The 19,580-nt window shown below is 68.8% G+C and carries 19 protein-coding genes, 2 tRNA genes and 4 pseudogenes; 19 read left to right on the forward strand and 6 right to left on the reverse strand.

The genetic code is table 11. From position 1 onward, the window contains the following. The 9 genes from I4J89_RS29805 (at window position 1) to I4J89_RS29845 (ending at window position 11,021) form a co-directional block, all read left to right on the forward strand. Window positions 1-810 (forward strand): ABC transporter permease, encoded by an 810-nt coding sequence (locus I4J89_RS29805; RefSeq protein WP_196417435.1) that lies wholly within the window; start codon window positions 1-3, stop codon window positions 808-810. Window positions 811-1,011: 201 nt separating this feature from the next. Then, window positions 1,012-2,136, forward strand: a complete 1,125-nt coding sequence (locus tag I4J89_RS29810; protein ID WP_196417436.1) for a YihY/virulence factor BrkB family protein — start codon at window positions 1,012-1,014, stop codon at window positions 2,134-2,136. Window positions 2,137-2,361: 225 nt separating this feature from the next. Next, the gene (locus I4J89_RS29815; protein WP_196417437.1) at window positions 2,362-3,594 is read left to right on the forward strand and encodes an ROK family transcriptional regulator; all 1,233 of its coding nucleotides are present in this window, start codon (window positions 2,362-2,364) and stop codon (window positions 3,592-3,594) included. Beyond that, the gene (locus tag I4J89_RS29820; RefSeq protein WP_196417438.1) at window positions 3,591-5,150 is read left to right on the forward strand and encodes a sugar ABC transporter ATP-binding protein; all 1,560 of its coding nucleotides are present in this window, start codon (window positions 3,591-3,593) and stop codon (window positions 5,148-5,150) included. The genes I4J89_RS29815 and I4J89_RS29820 overlap by 4 nt, the downstream gene beginning before the upstream one ends. A gap of 49 nt (window positions 5,151-5,199) precedes the next feature. Further along, on the forward strand, window positions 5,200-6,207 hold the full coding sequence (locus tag I4J89_RS29825) for an ABC transporter permease (RefSeq protein ID WP_196417439.1): 1,008 nt from the start codon (window positions 5,200-5,202) through the stop codon (window positions 6,205-6,207). 20 nt (window positions 6,208-6,227) lie between these two features. After that, window positions 6,228-7,265, forward strand: coding sequence for a substrate-binding domain-containing protein (locus tag I4J89_RS29830; protein WP_196417440.1), 1,038 nt, complete (start codon window positions 6,228-6,230; stop codon window positions 7,263-7,265). A gap of 9 nt (window positions 7,266-7,274) precedes the next feature. After that, window positions 7,275-8,465, forward strand: a complete 1,191-nt coding sequence (locus tag I4J89_RS29835) for a Gfo/Idh/MocA family protein (protein ID WP_196417441.1) — start codon at window positions 7,275-7,277, stop codon at window positions 8,463-8,465. Window positions 8,466-8,957: 492 nt separating this feature from the next. Further along, entirely contained in the window at window positions 8,958-9,836 is an 879-nt protein-coding gene (locus tag I4J89_RS29840; protein ID WP_196417442.1) for a TIM barrel protein, read from the forward strand. A gap of 177 nt (window positions 9,837-10,013) precedes the next feature. After that, entirely contained in the window at window positions 10,014-11,021 is a 1,008-nt protein-coding gene (locus I4J89_RS29845; RefSeq protein ID WP_196417443.1) for a sugar phosphate isomerase/epimerase family protein, read from the forward strand. A 58-nt stretch (window positions 11,022-11,079) separates the two neighbouring features. On the opposite strand, the gene I4J89_RS29850 is transcribed toward I4J89_RS29845, so the two are convergent. Beyond that, the gene (locus I4J89_RS29850) at window positions 11,080-11,430 is read right to left on the reverse strand and encodes a hypothetical protein (RefSeq protein ID WP_196417444.1); all 351 of its coding nucleotides are present in this window, start codon (window positions 11,428-11,430) and stop codon (window positions 11,080-11,082) included. A gap of 207 nt (window positions 11,431-11,637) precedes the next feature. Here I4J89_RS29850 and I4J89_RS29855 point away from each other — a divergent pair. The 4 genes from I4J89_RS29855 (at window position 11,638) to I4J89_RS29870 (ending at window position 13,481) form a co-directional block, all read left to right on the forward strand. Then, a tRNA-Asn gene (locus I4J89_RS29855) sits at window positions 11,638-11,710 on the forward strand. Window positions 11,711-11,913: 203 nt separating this feature from the next. Then, the gene (locus I4J89_RS29860; protein ID WP_196417445.1) at window positions 11,914-13,176 is read left to right on the forward strand and encodes an NAD(P)/FAD-dependent oxidoreductase; all 1,263 of its coding nucleotides are present in this window, start codon (window positions 11,914-11,916) and stop codon (window positions 13,174-13,176) included. A 10-nt stretch (window positions 13,177-13,186) separates the two neighbouring features. Further along, window positions 13,187-13,357 (forward strand): hypothetical protein, encoded by a 171-nt coding sequence (locus I4J89_RS29865; protein ID WP_196417446.1) that lies wholly within the window; start codon window positions 13,187-13,189, stop codon window positions 13,355-13,357. Window positions 13,358-13,407: 50 nt separating this feature from the next. Continuing rightward, window positions 13,408-13,481, forward strand: a tRNA-Ile gene (locus I4J89_RS29870). 60 nt (window positions 13,482-13,541) lie between these two features. On the opposite strand, the gene I4J89_RS29875 is transcribed toward I4J89_RS29870, so the two are convergent. The 4 genes and pseudogenes from I4J89_RS29875 to I4J89_RS29880 form a co-directional block, all read right to left on the reverse strand. Next, the gene (locus I4J89_RS29875) at window positions 13,542-13,862 is read right to left on the reverse strand and encodes a hypothetical protein (RefSeq protein ID WP_196417447.1); all 321 of its coding nucleotides are present in this window, start codon (window positions 13,860-13,862) and stop codon (window positions 13,542-13,544) included. Window positions 13,863-13,864: 2 nt separating this feature from the next. Further along, a pseudogene (locus I4J89_RS49985) lies at window positions 13,865-13,981 on the reverse strand (helix-turn-helix domain-containing protein); the annotation flags it as partial. 1 nt (window position 13,982) lies between these two features. Beyond that, window positions 13,983-14,126 (reverse strand): annotated as a pseudogene (locus I4J89_RS51645) (replication initiator); the annotation flags it as partial. Between the two features lie 233 nt (window positions 14,127-14,359). Beyond that, on the reverse strand, window positions 14,360-15,028 hold the full coding sequence (locus I4J89_RS29880) for a hypothetical protein (protein ID WP_196417448.1): 669 nt from the start codon (window positions 15,026-15,028) through the stop codon (window positions 14,360-14,362). A gap of 635 nt (window positions 15,029-15,663) precedes the next feature. On the opposite strand from I4J89_RS29880, the pseudogene I4J89_RS52030 reads away from it, so the two are divergent. From I4J89_RS52030 to I4J89_RS29905, 6 genes and pseudogenes are all read left to right on the forward strand, one after another. After that, window positions 15,664-15,765, forward strand: a pseudogene (locus tag I4J89_RS52030) (hypothetical protein); the annotation flags it as partial. A gap of 110 nt (window positions 15,766-15,875) precedes the next feature. Next, window positions 15,876-16,282, forward strand: a pseudogene (locus I4J89_RS52035) (TOTE conflict system archaeo-eukaryotic primase domain-containing protein). A 247-nt stretch (window positions 16,283-16,529) separates the two neighbouring features. Next, window positions 16,530-16,940: an SAV_915 family protein gene (locus I4J89_RS49995; RefSeq protein WP_230859822.1), complete on the forward strand. Its 411-nt coding sequence runs from the start codon at window positions 16,530-16,532 to the stop codon at window positions 16,938-16,940. Next, complete coding sequence (locus tag I4J89_RS29895; protein WP_196417449.1) at window positions 16,937-17,209, forward strand: hypothetical protein; 273 nt, start codon at window positions 16,937-16,939, stop codon at window positions 17,207-17,209. The genes I4J89_RS49995 and I4J89_RS29895 overlap by 4 nt, the downstream gene beginning before the upstream one ends. Continuing rightward, complete coding sequence (locus I4J89_RS29900; RefSeq protein WP_196417450.1) at window positions 17,209-18,420, forward strand: hypothetical protein; 1,212 nt, start codon at window positions 17,209-17,211, stop codon at window positions 18,418-18,420. Before I4J89_RS29895 ends, I4J89_RS29900 begins: the two co-directional genes overlap by 1 nt. Before the next feature lie 10 nt (window positions 18,421-18,430). Beyond that, window positions 18,431-19,258 carry a hypothetical protein gene (locus I4J89_RS29905; protein WP_196417451.1) on the forward strand — a complete coding sequence of 276 codons (828 nt, stop codon included), beginning with the start codon at window positions 18,431-18,433 and terminating at the stop codon, window positions 19,256-19,258. Window positions 19,259-19,280: 22 nt separating this feature from the next. Here I4J89_RS29905 and I4J89_RS29910 read toward each other — a convergent pair whose 3' ends face one another. Next, window positions 19,281-19,538 carry a hypothetical protein gene (locus tag I4J89_RS29910; protein WP_196417452.1) on the reverse strand — a complete coding sequence of 86 codons (258 nt, stop codon included), beginning with the start codon at window positions 19,536-19,538 and terminating at the stop codon, window positions 19,281-19,283. Between the last annotated feature and the right edge of the window lie 42 nt (window positions 19,539-19,580).

Below are 19,580 nucleotides of genomic sequence, written 5' to 3' on the forward strand. Positions count from 1 at the left end.
GTGCTGACTCTGGTCCTGCCGAAACTGGTGTCCTTCGAGGGCGCGGGCCGGCGATCCGCCTCGGTCGCCGAGCGCAACGTCACGGCGCTCGGCTCGGCGTACTGGCTGGTGATGCTGGGCGGCTTCCTGGAGCCGGTGCTCTACCTCTTCTCGATCGGGATCGGGGTCGGGCAGCTGATCGGCGACATCGGCCTGCCCGGCGGTGCCACGGTGAGCTATGCGGAGTTCGTGGCCCCGGCGATGCTGGCCGCGTCCGCGATGAGCGGGGCGCTCTCCGAGACCACCTTCAACTTCTTCGGGAAGATGAAGTACATGCGGCTGTACGAGGGCATGCTCGCCACTCCGGTGCGGCCCATCGAGATCGCGCTCGGCGAGCTGGCCTGGGCGATGATCCGCGGCAGCATCTACTCGGCGGCCTTCCTGGTGATCATGGTGGCGATGGACCTGACCACGCCGGGGCGGGCACTGTCCGCCTTCCCCGCGACGGTCCTGGTGGGCTTCGCCTTCGGTGCGCTGGGCATGATGACGTCCACGCTGATCCGCAGCTGGCAGGACTTCGACCTGATCGGCTCGGCACAGTTCGCGCTCTTCCTCTTCTCGGGCACGTTCGTGCCGGCGACGGCGTACCCTGCGGCGCTGCGCTGGCTGGTGGAGGTCACTCCGCTGTACCGGTCGGTGGACCTGATCCGGGGCATCACCACCGGCACCGTCGGCTGGGTGCAGGCGCTCGACGTGGTGTACCTGCTGGTTCTGCTCGCTGTCGGACTCGCCGTGGCGGGTCGCCGGATGGAGCGCATGCTCTGCAAGTGAGCCCGCCGGCCCCGGCCGGCGGTCCGTTCCGGCGGCCGGATACCCGTTCGGCTGTCCCTGGTGTGCCGGAGCCTGACGAAGGAGGTTAGGGCGGGCCGTTGCCGGGCAACAAGCAATCGGGTCGTAATCGCACCTCGCGGCGGGGAAGTGCGGCGTGCGGGACGACCGGAGCCGTCGCTTGACCCGGAGGGAAGCCCCGCCATGAAACTTCTTCGCCACAAGTCCGAGGAGCCCGCGCGGCACTCCTCGGCCGACGGCCCCGAGGCCGCGGATGCGCGGCAGCGCGGTGCCGAAGACTACGACACGTCCGCCGCCGCAACGGTCCGTACCGGCGAGGACCGTGACAACGACCTGGACGCGCCCGGACCGGACGCCGGACCGGACAGCCCGGCCCAGTTGCACTTCAAGGGAATCTGGGCGGCCGTCCGGCGGACGTTCAAGCAGTTCTCCGAGGACAACGTCTCCGACTGGGCGGCCGCGCTCACCTACTACGGTGTGCTGTCGATCTTCCCGGCCATGATCGTACTGATCTCCCTGCTCGGCCTGGTCGGCACCGACGGCCAGAAAGCGGTGAGCAACGCCGTCGAGGAGATCGCCCCCAACGAGCAGTTGCAGACCCTCGTCGACACCGTGCTCGGCCAGGTGCAGAACCAGGGCACCGCCGGATTCGCGGCGCTCATCGGTCTGGCGGTCGCCTTCTGGTCGGCGTCGGGCTACATCGCCGCGTTCATGCGCGCCTCGAACGCCATCTACGACGTGCCCGAGGGCCGGCCGGTCTGGAAGACCCTGCCGATCCGGGTCGGCGTCACCGCCCTGGTCGGCGTGATGCTGGTCGCCTCCGCCGCCATCGTGATCTTCACCGGGGACATCGCCCGGGTGGTCGGTGAGCAGATCGGGCTGGGCGGAGCCGCCGTCACGACCTGGAACATCGCCAAGTGGCCCGTCCTGGTGGCGCTGGTCAGCCTGATGTTCGCGGTCCTCTACTGGGCCTCGCCGAACGCGAAGACCGGCGGTTTCCGGTGGGTCAGCCCGGGCGGCATCTTCGCGGTCGTGCTCTGGGTGGCGGCGTCCGCGGCGTTCGCCCTCTACCTGGCGAACTTCGCCAACTACAACAAGACGTACGGCACGCTCGGTGGTGTCATCGCCTTCCTGGTCTGGCTGTGGATCTCCAACATGGCGATCATGCTGGGCGCCGAGCTCGACGCGGAGCTCGAGCGGGGCCGGGCGATCGCCGCCGGTCACCCGGCCGACGACGAGCCGTTCCTGGAACTGCGCGACACCCGCAAGCTGAAGAAGGGGAGCGAGCAGGGCCTGAGTCAGGGTTGACCCGCTCCTTCACGCCTGTCATCGGCGTGCCGTCGCATCCGCGGCGGCACGCCGATCGCTGTTTCCGGCCCTGCCGCTGCCGCTCGCGGCGGCGCCCGGCGCCCGATCGCGCCCGCCGAACTTTCGTGTCAAAGTGCAAAAGTTTTTATTGATCATGCAGAAGGTATGGACCGGAGAGACGGAACGGGCTTAATGTGACGGGCACCACTTCATCGGAGGTGTTCGTTGTACCTGACCGATGCACCCCATCTGCGGATCCTCCGCCTGTTACGTGACGAGGGCCCAGTCTCCCGCGCGGAGCTGGGTGATCGTCTCGAGTTGAGCCGGCCGCGCCTCCTCGCCGAGGTCGAGCGGCTGGTGGCTGCCGGGCTCATCGCCGAGGCGGGGATGGCCGCTTCCCGGGGCGGCCGCCGCTCGACGCTTGTCGAGTTGCATCCGGGGCTGCGGTTCGCCGCGGTCGACCTGGGCGCCACCTCGATCGACGTCGAGGTGACGAACGGCCGGCTGGAGCCGCTCGCGGCGTACCGGGAGGCGACCGACATCCGCTCCGGGCCGAGGGCGATCCTGCACCGGGTCAACGATCTGCTGGCCAAGGCGAAGGCCGAGGGTGTGTACGAGCGGCTCGACGCGGTCGGCATCGGCGTGCCGGGTCCGGTCAGCTTCCGCGACGGCGTTCCGGTCTCCCCGCCGATCATGCCGGGCTGGGACCGGTATCCGGTGCGCGAGCTGCTCGCTCGCGAGCACGGCTGCCCGGCGGTGGTGGACAACGACGTCAACATAATGGCGATCGGGGAGCGCCACGGCGGGGTCGCGCACTCCGTCGACGACTTCCTCTTCGTCAAGATCGGGACCGGGGTGGGTTGTGGCATCCACCTGGCCGGCGCGGTCTTCCGCGGAGTGGACGGGTGTGCCGGCGACATCGGGCACATTCAGGTCGAACCGGGTGGCCCGGCCTGCTCGTGCGGCAACACCGGCTGCCTGGAGGCGCTGTTCAGCGGCGCGGCACTGGCTCGGGACGCCCTCGCGGCGGCCCGTTCCGGCGAGTCGCCCGCCCTCGCTCAGCGCCTCGCGGCGGCGCGGCCGGCTCGCTCCGGCTCCGGCCGCGCGGCCCGGGGCGGGTCCGAGAGCGGCGCGGTGGTCACCGCGAAGGACGTCGCCGACGGTGCCGCCGAGGGCGACATCGCCTGCATCCGGTTGATCCGCGACGGCGGTCGCCGGGTCGGCGGTGTCCTCGCCACGCTGGTCTCCTTCGCCAATCCGTCGATGATCGTCATCGGGGGCGGGTTGGCGCAGCTCGGGCACGTGCTGCTCGCTGAGATCCGCAGCGTCGTCTACCGCCGGTCGCTGCCGCTGGCCACCGGCAACCTCCCGGTCGTCCTTTCTGAGCTGGGCAGCCGCGCCGGGGTGACCGGCGCCGCCGTGCTGGCCAGCGACTCCGCTTTCGAGCAGGCGTCATGACCGCCCCGGAGCCAGAGGAGAGCGCGGTGCCGCAGGGCACGGAGGACCAGGTGGTGCTGCGGCTGCACGACGTGGTCAAGATCTTCCCGGGCGTACGTGCTCTGGACGGCGTACAACTCGAGGTGCGCGCCGGCGAGGTGCACTGCCTGCTCGGGCAGAACGGCGCCGGCAAGTCCACCCTGATCAAGGTGCTGGCCGGCGTGCACCACGCCGACGCCGGTGAGATCACCTGGCGGGGCGAGCCGTTCGCTCCGGGCACGCCGCAGGCCGCGATGCGGGCCGGGATCGCGACGATCTACCAGGAGCTGGACCTGGTCGACGACCTGTCGGTGGCGGAGAACGCGTTTCTGGGTCACGAGCCGAGCCTGTTCGGCTTCACCCGGCGGCGGGTCACGGCGTCGCGTACCAGGGAGATCCTGGCCCGGCTCGGCCATGCCGAGATCTCACCGCGCCGCCTGGTCCGCTCCCTGCCGGCCGCCGCCAAGCAGGTGGTGAGCATGGCCCGCGCGCTATCCCACGACGCCCGGCTGATCGTGATGGACGAGCCGAGTGCCGTGCTCGCCCACGACGAGGTGGCGAACCTGTTCCGGATCATCCGGGAGCTGACCGCGCAGGGGATCGCGGTCATCTACATCTCGCACCGGCTGGACGAGATCCGCGACATCGGTGACCGGGTGACCGTGCTGAAGGACGGCCGGACCACCGCGGCGAACCTGCCGGCCCGCACCACACCCACCCGTGAGCTGGTCGGAAAGATGACCGGCCGCTCCATCGAGTACGTCTTCCCGCCCGGCCGGGACGCACCTCCCGAAGAGGACCCGCTGCTGGTGGTGGAGAACCTGACCCGGTCCGGCGAGTTCGCCGACGTGAGTCTGACGGTCCGCCCCGGCGAGATCGTGGGGATCGCCGGGCTGGTCGGCTCCGGCCGGTCCGAGCTGCTGGAGACCATTTTCGGCGCTCGCCGCCCGGACGCCGGCACCGTCAAGCTGGCCGGGAAGCCGGTCCGCAGTGTCGAGGCCGCGGTGCGTGGCGGGATGGGGATGGCCCCGGAGGAGCGCAAGAGTCAGGCGCTGCTGCTGGACGAGCCGATCTTCAAGAACATGACGCTGGCGTCGTTCACCAAGTTCGCCAAGGTGGGGTTCACCGACACCGGCGGTGAGCGGGCCGCGTCCGAGCGGACCGCGAAGTCGCTGGAGCTGCGCCCGCCCGGCGTGATCCGGCCGGTGCGCACGCTGTCCGGCGGCAACCAGCAGAAGGTGGTGGTCGGCCGCTGGCTGCTCGGCGGGACCCGGCTGCTGCTGCTCGACGAGCCGACCCGGGGCGTGGACGTGGGCGCCCGGGCCGAGCTCTACCAGGTCATCCGCGACCTCGCCGAACGCGGGGTGGGCGTGCTGCTGGTCTCCAGCGAGGTGCCCGAGGTGCTCGGTCTGGCCGACCGGGTGCTGGTGATGCGCGAGGGCCACATGATCCACGAGTCTCCGGCTGCGGAGATCGACGAGGACACCGTTCTGAACCTCGTGATGGCGGGGTCGCTGCTGGAAGGGGAGCCGGCATGACCGTCTACACCGAGCGGCACCCGGCCGCTCCGATGAGACGAGGCACAGCATGATCACTGAGACTCTGCCCGCCGAGAAGCGGGAGCCACGGCGCCTCGACGAGGGGACGATCCGCAATCTGGGTCTGATCGGCGTACTGGTGCTCCTAGTGATCATCGGGATCATCACCCGGCCGGAGCTCTACAGCGACCCGGCCTGGGTGCGGAACAACATCCTGGTGATCCTTCAGCAGGCGTCGGCGATCGGTGTCGTGACGGTCGGGATGACGTTCGTGATCATCGGGGGTGGCATCGACCTGTCGGTGGGCGCGATCATCGCGCTGGCCGGGGTCTGGTGCACCACGGTCGCCACACAGAGTTTCGGCGCGGCCGGGATGATCTTCACGGCGCTCATGGTCGGGATCGGGGTCGGGCTGGTCAACGGCCTGCTCATCGCGTACGGAAAACTCGTGCCCTTCATCGCCACCCTGGCGATGCTGGTGGCGGCGCGCGGCCTGGCCGCGCAGATCTCCGACAAGCAGACGCAGATCTCGACGAACGAGACGATCAACGCGATCGCCACCACCCGGATCTTCGGGATCCCGTTGCTCGTCTACATCCTGGCCGCGGTGGCGGCCGCCGGCTGGGTGCTGCTGAACCGGACCACGTTCGGTCGCCGCACGGTGGCGATCGGCGGCAACGAGGAGGCGGCCCGGCTGGCCGGCATCAACGTGAAGCGGCAGACCGTGTTGCTCTATGTCCTCTCCGGACTCTGCTGCGGCATCGCGGCGATCATGCTGACCTCGCAGGCGACAAGCGCGCAGGCCGGCATGGCCAACCTGTACGAGCTGGACGCCATCGCCGCCGCCATCATCGGCGGCACCCTGCTCAGTGGCGGCCGGGGCACCATCGTCGGCGCGGTCTTCGGCGTGCTGGTCTTCTCCACCATCACCAACCTCTTCGCGATCAACAACCTCGAGACCGAGGTCCAGAACATGGTCAAGGGCGGCATCATCGTCGCCGCCGTCTTGATCCAGCAGTTCCGCTATCAGTCACTCACGCAGTTGTTCAAGAAGTGAAATTCGAGACGGGAGCAATAATGTCCGCATTGTCCCGTAGGCGCGTTCTGTTCGGCGGCGCTGCTGTCGGCGCCGGCGCCCTGCTCACCGCCTGCACCAGTAACAATCCCACCGAGAACACCCAGGTCAACACCAACGAAGGCAACGACAACGCGGCACCCGGCGAGAAGGTGGTGATCGGGTTCTCCGCCCCGGCCGCCGACCACGGCTGGATCGGCGCGATCACCAGCAATGCCAAGGCTCAGGCGGGGCAGTACTCCGACGTGGAGCTGAAGCTGACCGAGGCCGGGGCGGACGCGGCGACTCAGCGGGCGGCCATCGCCACGCTGATCGCCGAGAAGCCCAACATCATCGTGATGCTGCCGTACGACGGCAAGGAACTGAACGCGGCCGGCATCCAGGCGATGCAGGCCGGCATCCCGGTGGTGAACCTGGACCGGGCGTTCCCCTCGGCGGCCGCGTACCGGCTGCAGATCAAGGGTGACAACTACGGCATGGGGCTGGCCGCCGGTGCGTACATCGGCGCGCAGCTCAAGGCCAAGGGCGTCAGCAGCCCGGTGATCGGCGAGATCGCCGGCATCGACTCGCTCGAACTGACCCAGGAGCGCTCGCAGGGCTTCACCACGGCCCTCGCGGTGTACGGCTTCAAGGTCGCCAACCGGCGGGCCGCCGACTTCACGGTCAACGGCGGCCAGCAGGCGGCCACCGACCTGCTGCAGGCGCTGCCCAAGATGGACGCGCTCTGGAACCACGACGACGACCAGGGCATCGGTGTTCTCGCCGCGATCGACCAGGCGAAGCGCAGCGAGTTCTTCATGGTCGGCGGCGCCGGTTCGAAGGCGGCGATCGACACGATCACGAAGGACGACAAGGTTCTGAAGGCCACCGTGACGTACAGCCCGTCGATGGCTTCCTCGGCGATCTCTTTGGCCCGCCTGATCGCTCAAGGCAAGGGGATGAGCGACCTGGTCGAGCTCCAGGTGCCCAAGGAGATCATGCTCTCGTCCGAGACGATCACCAAGGAGAACGCCGCACAGTACGCCAAGCTCGGGTTCTAAGGGGGCAGCATGTCGCAGGACCTGCGAGTCGGCATGGTCGGCTACGCGTTTATGGGGGCCGCGCACTCGCAGGCCTGGCGCACCGTCAATCACGTCTTCGATCTGCCCGCACGGGCCCGGATGTCGGTGGTCTGCGGTCGCTCCGCCGGCCAGGTGGCGGACGCGGCCGTCAAGCTGGGCTGGGAGGGGCACACCACCGACTGGCGATCCGTCGTGGAGAGCGACGACATCGACCTGGTGGACATCTGCACTCCCGGCGACACCCACGCCGAGATCGCGCTTGCCGCGCTTGCCGCCGGCAAGCACGTTCTCTGCGAGAAACCCCTGGCCAATTCGGTGGCCGAGGCGCGCGAGATGGCCGCGGCCGCAGCCGCAGCCAAAACCCGCGGGGTACGCGCGATGTGCGGTTACAACTATCGCCGGGTGCCGGCCGTCGCGCTGATGCGTCAGCTCGTGGCGGCCGGCCGGATCGGGACCATCCGTCACGTCCGCGCCGTCTACCTCCAGGACTGGATCGTCGATCCGCAGTTCCCACTGGTCTGGCGGTTGCGTAAGGAGATCGCCGGGTCGGGCGCCCTGGGTGACATCGGCGCGCACATCGTCGATCTCACCCAGTTCGTCACCGGCCAGTCGATCACCGCGGTGTCGGCGCTGACCGAGACGTTCGTCCGTACCCGTCCGCTGCCGTCGGCCTCGTCCGGGCTCTCCGCCTCGGGCAACGGCGCCGCTACGGGTGACGTCACGGTTGACGACGCCGCTCTCTTCCTGGCCCGGCTCGACGGGGGAGCGGTCGCCACGTACGAGGCGACCCGCTTCGCCACCGGCCGGAAGAACGCGCTGCGGGTCGAGCTGAACGGCTCGCTCGGCTCGCTGGCGTTCGACTTCGAGCGGATGAACGAACTGGAGGTCTACGACGCCACTGTCCCGGCAGCGGAGCAGGGCTTCACCAAGATCCTGGTGACCGAGGCCGAGCATCCGTACATGGCCGCGTGGTGGCCGCCCGGGCACCTGATCGGGTACGAACACTCCTTCACCCACGAGGTCCGCGACCTGATCGAGGCGATCGCGGCCGGGCAGGACCCGGCGCCGTCGTTCGCCGACGCGTTGCAGGTGCAGCTGGTCCTGGACGCGGTCGAACGATCCGCGGCCGCGGGCAGCTGGACCGAGGTGGAGCCGGTCCTGGAGGCCGTCCAGGGCTGACCCTTTGAGACGTCCGCCGGGATCGGTGAGGGACGGCGTGGTTGCGCCCCGCGCCGACCGGTCCGCGGTGGGTGATGCGGGTGCGTGGGCGGGTCTGCCCGCGCACCCGCTTCGGCGTGCGTCCGCAGTTGCGTGTCCGTTTATGCAAAATGTGAATCGGGTAAACCCGAGAGAACGCTCTTTCGGGACGGTGTTCGGAAAGCTACCCGCTGGTCACCCCGGCCCAAGAGATCGGTGCTCGCCGATCCCTTGGGCCTTTTCCGATCAAGTCGTGGCCGGTCACGGGTCGCACGCGCCGTACGCCGGTGATCCGGGCCACGTCGCACGCTCGTATCCGAGGGCAGAGCATTCCACGGATGGAGGCGGCATGACACCCCGGGCAGGTGAGATCGGTCGATCTAGGACCGACGCCGAGATGGTCCATACTGGAAGCGTTAGCACGAGCGAATGCACGTGCACCTGCACGGGTGACCTCGTCCGGGGAGGATATTGATGCGGCTGCGACATCCCTCCGGCCGGATCGTGCACCTCAGTTGTGGCATCAGCCTAGATCAAGCCGACTCGCTGACCGCCGCCGGCGAACGCCTCGACGCCGCCACCTCGGCGTTACGGACCCGCTTCGGCAGTGGCCGGCTCGCGGTGGCGCTGCGGCTGCCGTACCCACTGGCCGCCGCGCTCGCCGACGAGGGACGAGCCCGCACCCGGCTCCGTGCCGAACTCGACGCCCGCGGCCTCGAGGTGGTCACCCTGAGCGGCGAGACCTCCACCGCCGACTGGAGTGAACCGGAGCGCCTGCGGCAGACCCTCGACCTGGCCCGCATCCTCGTCGACCTGCTGCCCGCCGAGGAGGTCCGCGGCGCCGTCGGCACCTGCGGCCTGGGGCGCGCCGAGGACTGGGACGAGCCGCGGCAGCAAGCCTGCGCCCGCAACCTCAGGCGGCTCTCCGGCGGGCTCGCCGACCTCGCCTGGCGGGTCGGCCGCGCGGTCCGGGCCGGCTTCCAGCCCGCGCCCGGCCGCGTCCTGGACAGTCCCGAGCAGACGGTCGCCGCGCTCACCCGGGTGGACAAGGACCGGCTCGGCGTCTGCCTCGACCTGACCACCGTGCTGCGTGACTGGCCGGAACCGGAGTCCGGCATCGACCAGCTCACCGACGCCGGCCTCTCGGTCATCACCGCCCGGATCACCGACCCGGCGGGCGGATGGCAGCCGGTCCTGCGGCACCTGCTCGCGGCCGACACCGCCCGCACCGAGTACATCGACGTGGACACCGGCCGGGACGACGAGCAGGCGGCGGACGATCTCGCGTACGTCATCGAGGAGCTGACCGGCATCGGGCTGGTTCCGGAGCAGCTGCCCTGCACCGCACCCTGATCAAGCCCTTTCGCTGCCCGGCCGTGCCGCCGTAGAGTCGCGGTTGGGGCCACCGCCGTGACGGGCGGGCCGAGCGGGAGGCGCAAACCCGGCGGTCCGGTCGCCCGATCTCCTGGCGGCGCCTCGTTGGCCGGTCTCCCTCGCCGGCCGGCCACCGCCCGCCACGAAAGAGGGATCATGGCACGACCGATCACGCTCTTCACCGGTCAATGGGCCGACCTGCCGTTCGAGGAGGTCTGCCGGCTCGCGTCCGAGTGGGGCTACGACGGACTGGAGATCGCCTGCTGGGGCGACCATTTCGAAGTGGACCGCGCTCTCGCCGAGGACGACTACATCGACCGCAAGCACGAACAGCTCGCCAAGCACAACCTCAAGTGCTTCGCGATCTCCAACCATCTCGTCGGGCAGGCGGTCTGCGACCACCCGATCGACGAGCGCCATCGCGGCATTCTGCCGCCGGCCATCTGGGGGGACGGAGACCCCGAGGGGGTACGCGGACGCGCGGCGGACCGGATGAAGGACACCGCACGGGCCGCGGCGAAATTCGGTGTCGACACGGTGGTCGGCTTCACCGGCTCGTCGATCTGGCACACCGTGGCCATGTTCCCGCCGGTGCCCACCGAGATGATCGACCGTGGGTACGCCGACTTCGCCGACCGGTGGAACCCGATCCTGGACGTGTTCGACGAGGTGGGCGTGCGGTTCGCGCACGAGGTGCACCCGAGCGAGATCGCCTACGACTACTGGACCACCCGGCGGACCCTCGAGGCGATCGGCAACCGGCCGGCCTTCGGGCTCAACTGGGACCCGTCACACTTCGTCTGGCAGGAACTGGACCCGGTCAACTTCATCCTCGAGTTCCGGGACCGGATCTACCACGTGGACTGCAAGGACGCGAAAGTGCGTACCGGTGACGGGCGCCGCGGGCGGCTCAGCTCCCACCTGCCCTGGGCCGACCTGCGGCGCGGCTGGGACTTCGTCTCCACCGGCCACGGCGACGTGCCCTGGGAGGACTGCTTCCGGGCGCTGAACAGCATCGGGTACGCCGGACCGATCTCCATCGAGTGGGAGGACGCCGGGATGGACCGGCTGGTCGGCGCCCCCGAGGCGCTCCAGTTCGTCCGCGGGCTCGCCTTCGACGCGCCCGCCGCCGCGTTCGACGCCGCCTTCTCGTCCAACTCCTGACCCGGCGCGCGGCGCAGGGCCGCTCCGCGTGCGGAGCGGCCCTGCGGCGAAACCGGCGTCAGTACGTGGTGCCGGTGCTGGTGCTGCCGGTGCTGCTGCTCTTCGACCCGGCGAGCGTGTCACTGGGCGCCAGCAGCTCGTCCGTGGTGCTGGAGCTCTTCGTGCTGCTGGACGACGTGTCAGTGGTCTGCAGCTTCTCACCGAGCTTGGACGACTGGAGCTTGTCCTTGCCCTCGGTGTAGAGCTTGTTCGCCTGAGCCTGAGCGACGCCGGCGGCCTCCTGCACCGTCGGGTGCTGCCAGACCTTCTGAGCGTTGGCCCGGATCTCTTCGTACTTCTCCCGGCCGGCACGGCTGCCCAGGACGAAGCCCGCCGCGAGACCGGTGAGGAACATCAGCTTTCCGCGCATGATGGCGGCTCCTTCCGTTGTTGACGCGCGTGCGTCTGCGGGGTTGCATACCCATCCTGTCGGTCCGGTACTCACCGGATATGCCCTTTCCCGGATGTCGCCCGGACCCGACTCACCTCAGGGGTATCCCGTTGGTGGGTCGCCCCGATGGTCATGTAGTCTGTTCTCCGTCGCCAGGGAAGCCCGGCGGCAGAGCATGCAGAGCAGTCCCCGATAGCTCAATTGGCAGAGCAGCCGGCTGTTAACCGGCAGGTTATTGGTTCGAGTCCAATTCGGGGAGCTTCACTGAATCCCAGGCCAGGTGGCCTGGGATTTCTTCTTTAGGGTACGCGTGTCGGCGATCCTTCTCGACCGGGAACGCGTAGCCCGTACCCCTCCTTGTTTTTGATCTTGTGGCCAGAGGCCGCCTGGCTCTTTCGCCTCCCTGGCCGCACATGCCCGGTTACGCTGGGTCTCGCGTTGATTGCATCCTGTGAGGTATTCATGTCGCAGCCGGTTGAGGTGGACGTCGTCATCGTCGGCGGCGGGCTCGCCGGGCTGTCCGCTGCCCGGCGGCTCGACCGTGCGGGCGTGGAATGGCTCCTCGTCGAGGGGTCCGACCGGCTCGGTGGCCGGATCGCCACCGACGTCCTCGACGGATGGCGGATGGACCGCGGCTTCCAGGTGCTCAACACGGCCTATCCGCGCCTTCCGGCACTCGTCGACGTCGACGCGCTCGACATGCGCTACTTCACCTCCGGCGTGCTGGTACGCCGCGGCGGCGGCCTGCACCGCCTGGAGAACCCGCTGCGCGATCCGCTCGCCACTCCGCAGACCCTCACCTCCGGGGTCGGCACCTTCGCCGACCGGCTCAAGTTCGCGGCGCTCGCCACCCGCTGCGCCACCCTGCCGGTCGCGAAACTGCTCGACGCCCCCGAAACCACCACCCAGGAGATGCTGCGGCACGCCGGCCTCTCCCACCGGATCATCGAAGAGGTGCTGCGCCCGTTCTTCTCCGGCGTCTTCGCCGAACGGGCCCTCGACACGTCCAGCCACGTCGCCGCGATGGTGCTGCGCTCGTTCACCCGCGGCCGCATCGGCGTGCCGGCGGCCGGCATGGCCGCCCTGCCCGCGGCGATCGCCGGCCCGCTGCCGTTCCCGCAGCTGCTGATCGGCGCGCGCACCCTCTCCATCGGACCCGGCATGGTCGTCACCGAAGGCGGAGAGATCCACTGCCGGGCCATCATCGTGGCCACCGACCCGCTCACCGCCGCCGCCCTGCTGCCGCGGCTGCCCCGTCCCGAGGTGCACGGCCTGACGACGTTCTACTTCGGCGCCGGCCGCGCACCCATCGACGAGCCCATCCTGCTGCTCGACGGAGACCGTCGAGAGATCATCGCCAACACGGTCGTGCTGAGCAACGCCGCCCCCGAGTACGCTCCCAGCGGCAAAAGCCTCATAGCGGCCACCATCGTCGGCGTCTCGGCGCCGTCCAGCGCCTCCGAGGCCGTCATCCGGGTCGAGCTGTCTCGGATCTACGGCGCGCCGACCGACGACTGGGAGCTGCTCAACGTGGTCACCATCCCGCAGGCGCTGCCGGCGGCCCGCACCCCCCAGGCCCGGCTGCGCAAGCCGGTCGCCCTGGGCGACGGCCTCTTCGTGGCCGGCGACCACCGAGACAGCCCCTCCATCCAGGGCGCGCTAGCCGGCGGCTGGCGCGCAGCCGGAGCAGTCCTGGCGTCAATCGGCGCCGGGATCGGGGTCTAGGAGGGCCGTTTTGAGCGATCTCAACCCGGAGAATTACGCCGAATTCACTACACAGGACGGCCCCGACGAGCCCTCGGTGGGCGATGAAGGGCTGCCGAGAGTCGAAGATCTCCAGCCCCCCGATTTCGTCTCCGACCCCCGGCGACAGATCGTCCTACAGCCGAAATCCCTGGTGCGGTGATAGATCGCTAGCTGAGGGTGCGGGGCACGGGATAGGATCGCCGCCGGTACGGGGCGGTAGCTCAGTGGGTTAGAGCAGGGGACTCATAATCCCTCGGTCGCGGGTTCGAGTCCCGCCCGCCCCACGTTATCTGGCCTGCTTCTTTGCGGGCGGCCGGACCGCGTCGAAGGCCGGTCCGGCGTTATCAGAGGCCGGCTTCTGACATGCGGCGGATCCACTCGCCTACGTCGGCGTGCGTGATTGCCGAAAGCTCTACCCGTTCCCAGACCGGGAAGATCTGGGGCTTGAGCCGGACTTGATTGCCGATCCACCGGGTCGCCCAATCGCCGACGCTCACCTTCGCCGAAGCGGGGTCGATCCACTCACCCCGCGCGATGCTGTTCTTCACCGAGTTGAGCCAGCGTTCGGCGTCGGCCTTGCGATCGAAGTGCCGGGAATGCTCGCGGCCGGAGGTGTTGCGGTATCGGGCGCGCCACTTGCCGTTGGGTCGCTTCGCCATGCTCATCGTCAGGCCGCTTCTGCCAGCAAGGACTGCACGTCAACCGGGTCGTAGCGCAGGTGCCGGCCCACTTTGCGGGCACGCGGTCCCTGGCCACGGTGCCGCCACTGGTAGAGCGTGCCGACCGACGCAGCCGGCGTATTGGACGTTCCAGCCGACCGCGCGGCGCAGGTTCTGCCAGTACCGGTCGAGCAGTCGGGGGAAATGAACGGCGTCCCAGGCCGCCCGCCGGTAGTCGTAACGCGCTGGATTGACGGGCGGGCCAGGAGGATTCAGATCAGCGATGGGCTTTGGGCGGGATCCCGCACGCCAGGGACGGGTTACCCCAGCACCGACGGCCGTGCCGGACGGCCAGTTCCAGCGCCTGGCTCAGGGTGACAAGGTCGCTCGTCCGGTAGGCCGCTCCACCTTGCCGCCCTGGACGAGGCTCGCTTCACAGCGTGGTTCTAAGGCGGACGGGATTGGGGTGCGACGCCTCAAGCAACTGGCCCCGTGGCCGCCGGCTAACTCACTCGAACCAGTGCCCTCGAGGCTTCGGAGTAGACGCTTCCCCCGACGATCATGAGGTTGGCGATGGTGGTGTCGGCAGGGATCTGAAAAGCTGCTGCGGTTACCGCCGTCTCCCTGGGGTTCATAGACACGATGGCTGAACCGTACGATTCCCGATTGTTCCGGGTGATCTCGTTGCCGATGACACTGGTCAGTTCGTCATCGGCGTCGTACTCAACTGCGCTCGGGTCAACAGCCTTCACTACAGGGTCTAGCTGATACTTGCGCTTGCCTGTGTTCGCCACCTTCAGCAGCGCTACGCACAGCTGATAGCCGCCGTCAACCTTCGCGTCCGAGGCCTGCCCGTAGTCCTCTTCGTACTTCCTCTTGCCCCGCGTTAGATACGGCGTTGCCTGATCGCCGCACCTCCAGCCAGTCACTGTGAAGGTGATGTTGACGTCCTCAGGGGTGTCGGTCGCCTCAGCTTCCTTCCAAGCCAGGGTGAACTGCCGTCCGACGTCGTAGGTTTCGACCGGCGCCGCGCTGGCGATCCCTTCCTCGCCGAGATCAATTTCCGGCGAAGCCTCCACCGGCGCGGTCTCTGGAGTCGCTTCCTGCCCTGACGAAGAGCAACCCGCCAACAGCATGCCAGCGACTGTCATCGCAACGAAGGCGCGCATCATGAGTATCCATCTAACCCGCTCTGATGCGTCTACACCGCCCAACTCACGATTGAGGGATGCCGGAGGCGCCTTCGCCACTGCTCGTCGCACAGTGCAACGCCGCGTCGGGTTGGCAGCTGACTGCCCACAAGGCCCACTTTGGTCGTCAAGGCGCCGGGCGATCGCGCGCAACGGGACTGACTCGGCCGCTGGCGGCCTTCGGCCGGCATCGGCCAGGCCGACGAGCTCGTCGGTGATGCTGCACGGCGGAGGACCCACGCCGGTTGCCGAGCCCTTCTTCTCTGTCCGGCAGCCGTGCGCGCAATGCCAGCAGAGTCTCTGTTTCCGAGCACATGTGGGAGCTTGCTTTGGTAGCGGCGCCTCTACTTTTGGCGTGCTACCTGGGAATCTTAGAGCTTTCCGCTCGCGCCCGGCTGGACTGACTCGGCTGTCAGGCTCGCGGCGACCGGCGTGTGAAGATTGACCGGTGGTCCGTTGACGCAGTGACTGACGACGAGGTCGCTCGGCTGCGTCGTGAGCTGGAGCGGTTACGGGCGGAGAACAATCGGCTGTCGCGTCTGCTGGATCTGCGGGGCCAGCACACCGCTCCGGCTCAGGAGCAACTCGCGGCGATGGCCACGCCGGGACCGGTCACGATGGCGTCGCCGGTGCGGGAGAAGCTGGCGTTCTACGCCAACCTGTTCCAGGCGCGGCGGGATGCTTATGCGAAGCGTTGGGAGAACAACCGGCTCGGTACGGCGGGGTGGTCTCCCGCAGTGGCGGGTGGCTGGCGCAAGGCGATGGACCGGCGTACGGCGGCCTATCTGCCGCTCACCGCGGAGGTGGTTGCCGCCATGTGGTCGGCGACGTGTTTCTGGGCCTGTATCCGCTGCTCACCGACAACACCTGCCAGTTCCTGGCCGCGGACTTCGATGGCAGCACTGCGATGCTCGATGCGCTGGCTTACTGCAAAGCCGCCCGAGCCAGCGGTGCCCGGCGGCTTTGGAAATCTCCCAGTCGGGACGCGGGGCGCACGCATGGGTGTTCATCACCGACCCGACTCCCGCTGCTACGGCCCGGTCGATCGGAACGGTCCTGTTGCATGAGGCCATGGTGCTGCGCGGCTCGATGGACCTGCGGTCGTACGACCGGTTGTTCCCGAACCAGGACGTCCTACCCGACGGAGGCCTCGGAAACCTGATCGCGGCGCCGCTGCAGGGTCGGCGCCGCGAAAACGGCCTTACGCTCTTCCTCGACTTTATTGCCGTTGCTTGATGCGTGAGCTGGTCAAGCGTCCCGCTAGTGGGCTACCTGGAACGACGGTGGTGCGGTTCGTGGCGCATCGTCCGGCCCGTGTTCAAGAAGCGGCAGTCATCAGCTGTTTCGCCGTCTCGCGGTGGTCGCCTCGGCGGCATCCACACGAGGACGAAGGTGTGCCAGGCCGGTCTCGGCAGTGAACCAACGTAGCGAGGAGGGCGTACCCCTCAGCGTGTGGGCTGGTATGCGCGAGGAGGGAGCGGCCGTGGGACGGCATCAGCAGTTCGAAGCCTACCGGCCGATGCGTGGTGCCGACGGAGGGTGGGGTGCGCTTCCAGAGATGAGCCTTACGGGAGGCCGCGTTCCAGGCAGCCGCCCGGAAGACATGCCGGACACGAAGCGGGCGTTTCCGCCCGTGGTGTATCTGCCGTGCGGTCCTGTGCCGGTCGGGGCCGGTGAGGTTGCCGTGGACGTGTGGCCGACCCGCGATGGGCGCAAGGCGCTGCTGGTGTACTCCGCACTGGACCGGCTCGTGGACTCTTGTGGACCGGAGCAACCGTGGGCTGTCCTACCGGCGACGGCTCTCGAACAACTGCGCGTATCGATTGGCTTCGAGCTCGTCTTCCTCGACCTGGAGATCCCGGAGGAGCACCGGCGGTCCGGGAGCGCGGGGTGATGCGCGCGGACCCCCAGGTGCTGGGCATGGTGGCCGACGGGTTGCGGCGTACCGGCCAGTCGCTCGACGAAGTCGGCGCGGACCGGCCCGCCGCGCCCTCCGCAGGTGAGGACACCGAACTGATAGCCACCGTGTTGGCGCATCTCTTCGACGGCGCGGGCAATCTCGTAACGGGCATGTTGGAAGCTGCCGATCGGGTTGATCTGGCGCGCACGCGATACACGGTCCAGGATCAGAGCGGCGCGGATTCGCTGCAGGAGCTGTTCTGATGCCCATCGACACCCGCATCGACGGCGACCCGAAGACCATCCGCGTCACCGCTGACTGGCTGCGCAATCGACTGGCCGGTGGTGTGGACCGGGCAGTCGACGAGTTGCACACAGCACGGGACCGGGCCGACTCGAGTTGGCAGGGTGACGCTGGCCCCGCCTTCCGTGCCCGGATGGACTCGGCGGGCCGCAAGACCGATGACCTGCGGGTCGACGTGGAACGGGCGGCGAATTCCTTCCACGCGTATGCCGACGGTCTGGTGACGGCGCAGGCCGGGATGCGGCGTGCGCGGGGTATTGCCCGCGACGGCGGACTGGAGTTGGCAGGAGACGTCATCCTGGATCCCGGTCCTACTCCCTCTGTCAAGGAGCTTCCGGCCAGTCGGCCGGCGACACCGCAGTTGCTTCAGGCGTACGAGCAATCGGTCGCCGCGTACGACGGCCATCAGGCGAAAGTGGCGACCTATGTGACGGCGCAACAAGAGGCGGACCGTGCCCGCCAGGACTGGGAGGCGGTGCGAATCATCGGCCGCAACGTCTGGGACGACCTGGTCGGCAAGGCACTGCTGAACGTCGGCGACTTCGCCAACGGCGCGGTCGGCGGTTTCGCCGCTCGACACACCAGCATCATGAAGGCGCAGGCCCAGGCCCTCCTGGACGAGAAGAAGCTCGCCGAGGAGCGGTACCTCAAGGCGCGTGGCGGTTCCACGGAAGCCATGCGGTACAACCGGGAGGCCTACCAGCGCTACCTCGACGCTGACAAGTACACCCGTCAGGCGGGTTCGGTGGCCCGCCGGGTGAGCAGCAAAATCCCGATCATAGGGCTGGGCATCACCGCCGCCGGTATCGGCTACGACATCCACCAGGGAAAGCCCGCTGGTAAGGCGGTCATCAGCGGCGTCGTCGGGGCCGGCGCGGCGATCGGGGTGGGTGCCTTGATCGGCTCGATGGCGTCGGGCGCCGCAGCCGGCGCGCTGGGCGGTCCACCCGGCATTCTCATCGGGGCCGTGGCGGGTGTCGGAGCGAGCCTGATCGCCAGCGGCGCCGCCGACTGGGCCTACGACGAGTTGTTGTCGGACGGGGTGAAGGCCACCATCGAGGAGGGCTTTACGACGGTCGGCAACGCCGTGGGCGATGCGGGTGAAGCGGTCGGGAATGCCGGCGAAGCGGTCGGCGACAGCGCCAAGAAGGTGTGGAACGCCATTTTCTGACAAGGCGGACATGATGCAGCCGACGCACGATCCTTTCTTCAGACAGGCGGCCTCCGCCGGTCTGCCTGACAACTGGCCCCACCCGGCCCGCCCGCTGCTGCTGATGTTCGGTGGTGGCTACTTCATCCTGATGACCGCGGGCGTTCTGGCGGGGGCCGGTTGGGCGGCTTCCGCCGGCGATCCGGTCACCGCGATCCTCCTGGCTGCCGCCGCCGTCTACTTGGGTCACCTGGCCGGGGCGACGCTGAGCCACCTTCGCTATCCCCGCCGTGGCGGGAGTCCGCCGATGCTCGGCGTCGACGACCACGCCGAACAGGGCCTGACCTTCACGTACGCTCGGATGCCGTACTACTGGCTGTTCTCCCTGCTGGCCATGACCGTCCTCGTCCTGGTCGCCGCTGTGATCGCCACGGCCGCCAGCGGTCCTCCAGGCGGTTGGATCATGGCCGCGGTCGCTACGGCCGCGATCGCCTACCTGGTCTGGTACATCGCCGGGGTGCTGCACCGTGCGCCCGGGCGGGTCGTCCTGACTCCGGCCGGCATCTATCACCGTTCCCTGGCAGCCGAGTACTTCACGCCGTGGGACGCCGTCTACGACGTCGAGGTGGCCACCGACCAACCCATGATCGTCATCAAGGCGTATCCCTCGCCGCGTGCTCGGCAGAACCGTTTCGCCGGCCGTCGGAACAGGTTCGAGGAGCAGTTCCTGCCCTTCCTCGTCATCGGGGCCTATTGGCTCGGCGCGAACGCCCGGCCGACCTACCAAGCGCTCGATCACTACCTACGGCACCCGGAGCAGCGGACCGTGCTGAACTCGACCGCAGCCTTGAACACCTGAACGCTGCTGGCCTTTCTGTCGGTCAGGTCGAGGATGTCAGGGACGGCGTCCAGCACGGTGACCTCCACCAGGGCGCCGTCGCGGTCACCGGCCGGCCGGGACGGAGCACCCACCTCGCCAGCGCGCGGGCCCGCTCGGCCATCAGGCAGGCGCGGGCGAGGTGTGGGTATTCCTCGTTCAACTCGTTCTCGAACCGGTGGAACGCGCCGCGGCCGTTGATCGCGCGGGCAAGCCGCCGGGCTGCTCGATCGTCGCTGACGAGGTCGATGAAGCCCGCCACGTCCGGATACCAGACGTACGACGGCAGGGCCGGATCACGGGT

The sequence above is a fragment of the Actinoplanes aureus genome (assembly GCF_015704865.1).
Lineage (GTDB): Bacteria > Actinomycetota > Actinomycetes > Mycobacteriales > Micromonosporaceae > Actinoplanes > Actinoplanes aureus.

What these genes read in the sequence shown, in the direction of transcription:
- I4J89_RS29840 (WP_196417442.1), top strand. Translation starts at nt 8,958, where the DNA reads ATGCGGCTGCGACATCCCTCCGGCCGGATCGTGCACCTCAGTTGTGGC.
- I4J89_RS29900 (WP_196417450.1), top strand. Translation starts at nt 17,209, where the DNA reads ATGCCCATCGACACCCGCATCGACGGCGACCCGAAGACCATCCGCGTC.
- I4J89_RS29875 (WP_196417447.1), bottom strand. Translation starts at nt 13,862, where the DNA reads ATGAGCATGGCGAAGCGACCCAACGGCAAGTGGCGCGCCCGATACCGC.
- I4J89_RS29850 (WP_196417444.1), bottom strand. Translation starts at nt 11,430, where the DNA reads ATGCGCGGAAAGCTGATGTTCCTCACCGGTCTCGCGGCGGGCTTCGTC.
- I4J89_RS29810 (WP_196417436.1), top strand. Translation starts at nt 1,012, where the DNA reads ATGAAACTTCTTCGCCACAAGTCCGAGGAGCCCGCGCGGCACTCCTCG.
- I4J89_RS29825 (WP_196417439.1), top strand. Translation starts at nt 5,200, where the DNA reads ATGATCACTGAGACTCTGCCCGCCGAGAAGCGGGAGCCACGGCGCCTC.
- I4J89_RS29830 (WP_196417440.1), top strand. Translation starts at nt 6,228, where the DNA reads ATGTCCGCATTGTCCCGTAGGCGCGTTCTGTTCGGCGGCGCTGCTGTC.
- I4J89_RS29860 (WP_196417445.1), top strand. Translation starts at nt 11,914, where the DNA reads ATGTCGCAGCCGGTTGAGGTGGACGTCGTCATCGTCGGCGGCGGGCTC.
- I4J89_RS29880 (WP_196417448.1), bottom strand. Translation starts at nt 15,028, where the DNA reads ATGATGCGCGCCTTCGTTGCGATGACAGTCGCTGGCATGCTGTTGGCG.
- I4J89_RS29835 (WP_196417441.1), top strand. Translation starts at nt 7,275, where the DNA reads ATGTCGCAGGACCTGCGAGTCGGCATGGTCGGCTACGCGTTTATGGGG.
- I4J89_RS29820 (WP_196417438.1), top strand. Translation starts at nt 3,591, where the DNA reads ATGACCGCCCCGGAGCCAGAGGAGAGCGCGGTGCCGCAGGGCACGGAG.
- I4J89_RS29905 (WP_196417451.1), top strand. Translation starts at nt 18,431, where the DNA reads ATGATGCAGCCGACGCACGATCCTTTCTTCAGACAGGCGGCCTCCGCC.
- I4J89_RS29845 (WP_196417443.1), top strand. Translation starts at nt 10,014, where the DNA reads ATGGCACGACCGATCACGCTCTTCACCGGTCAATGGGCCGACCTGCCG.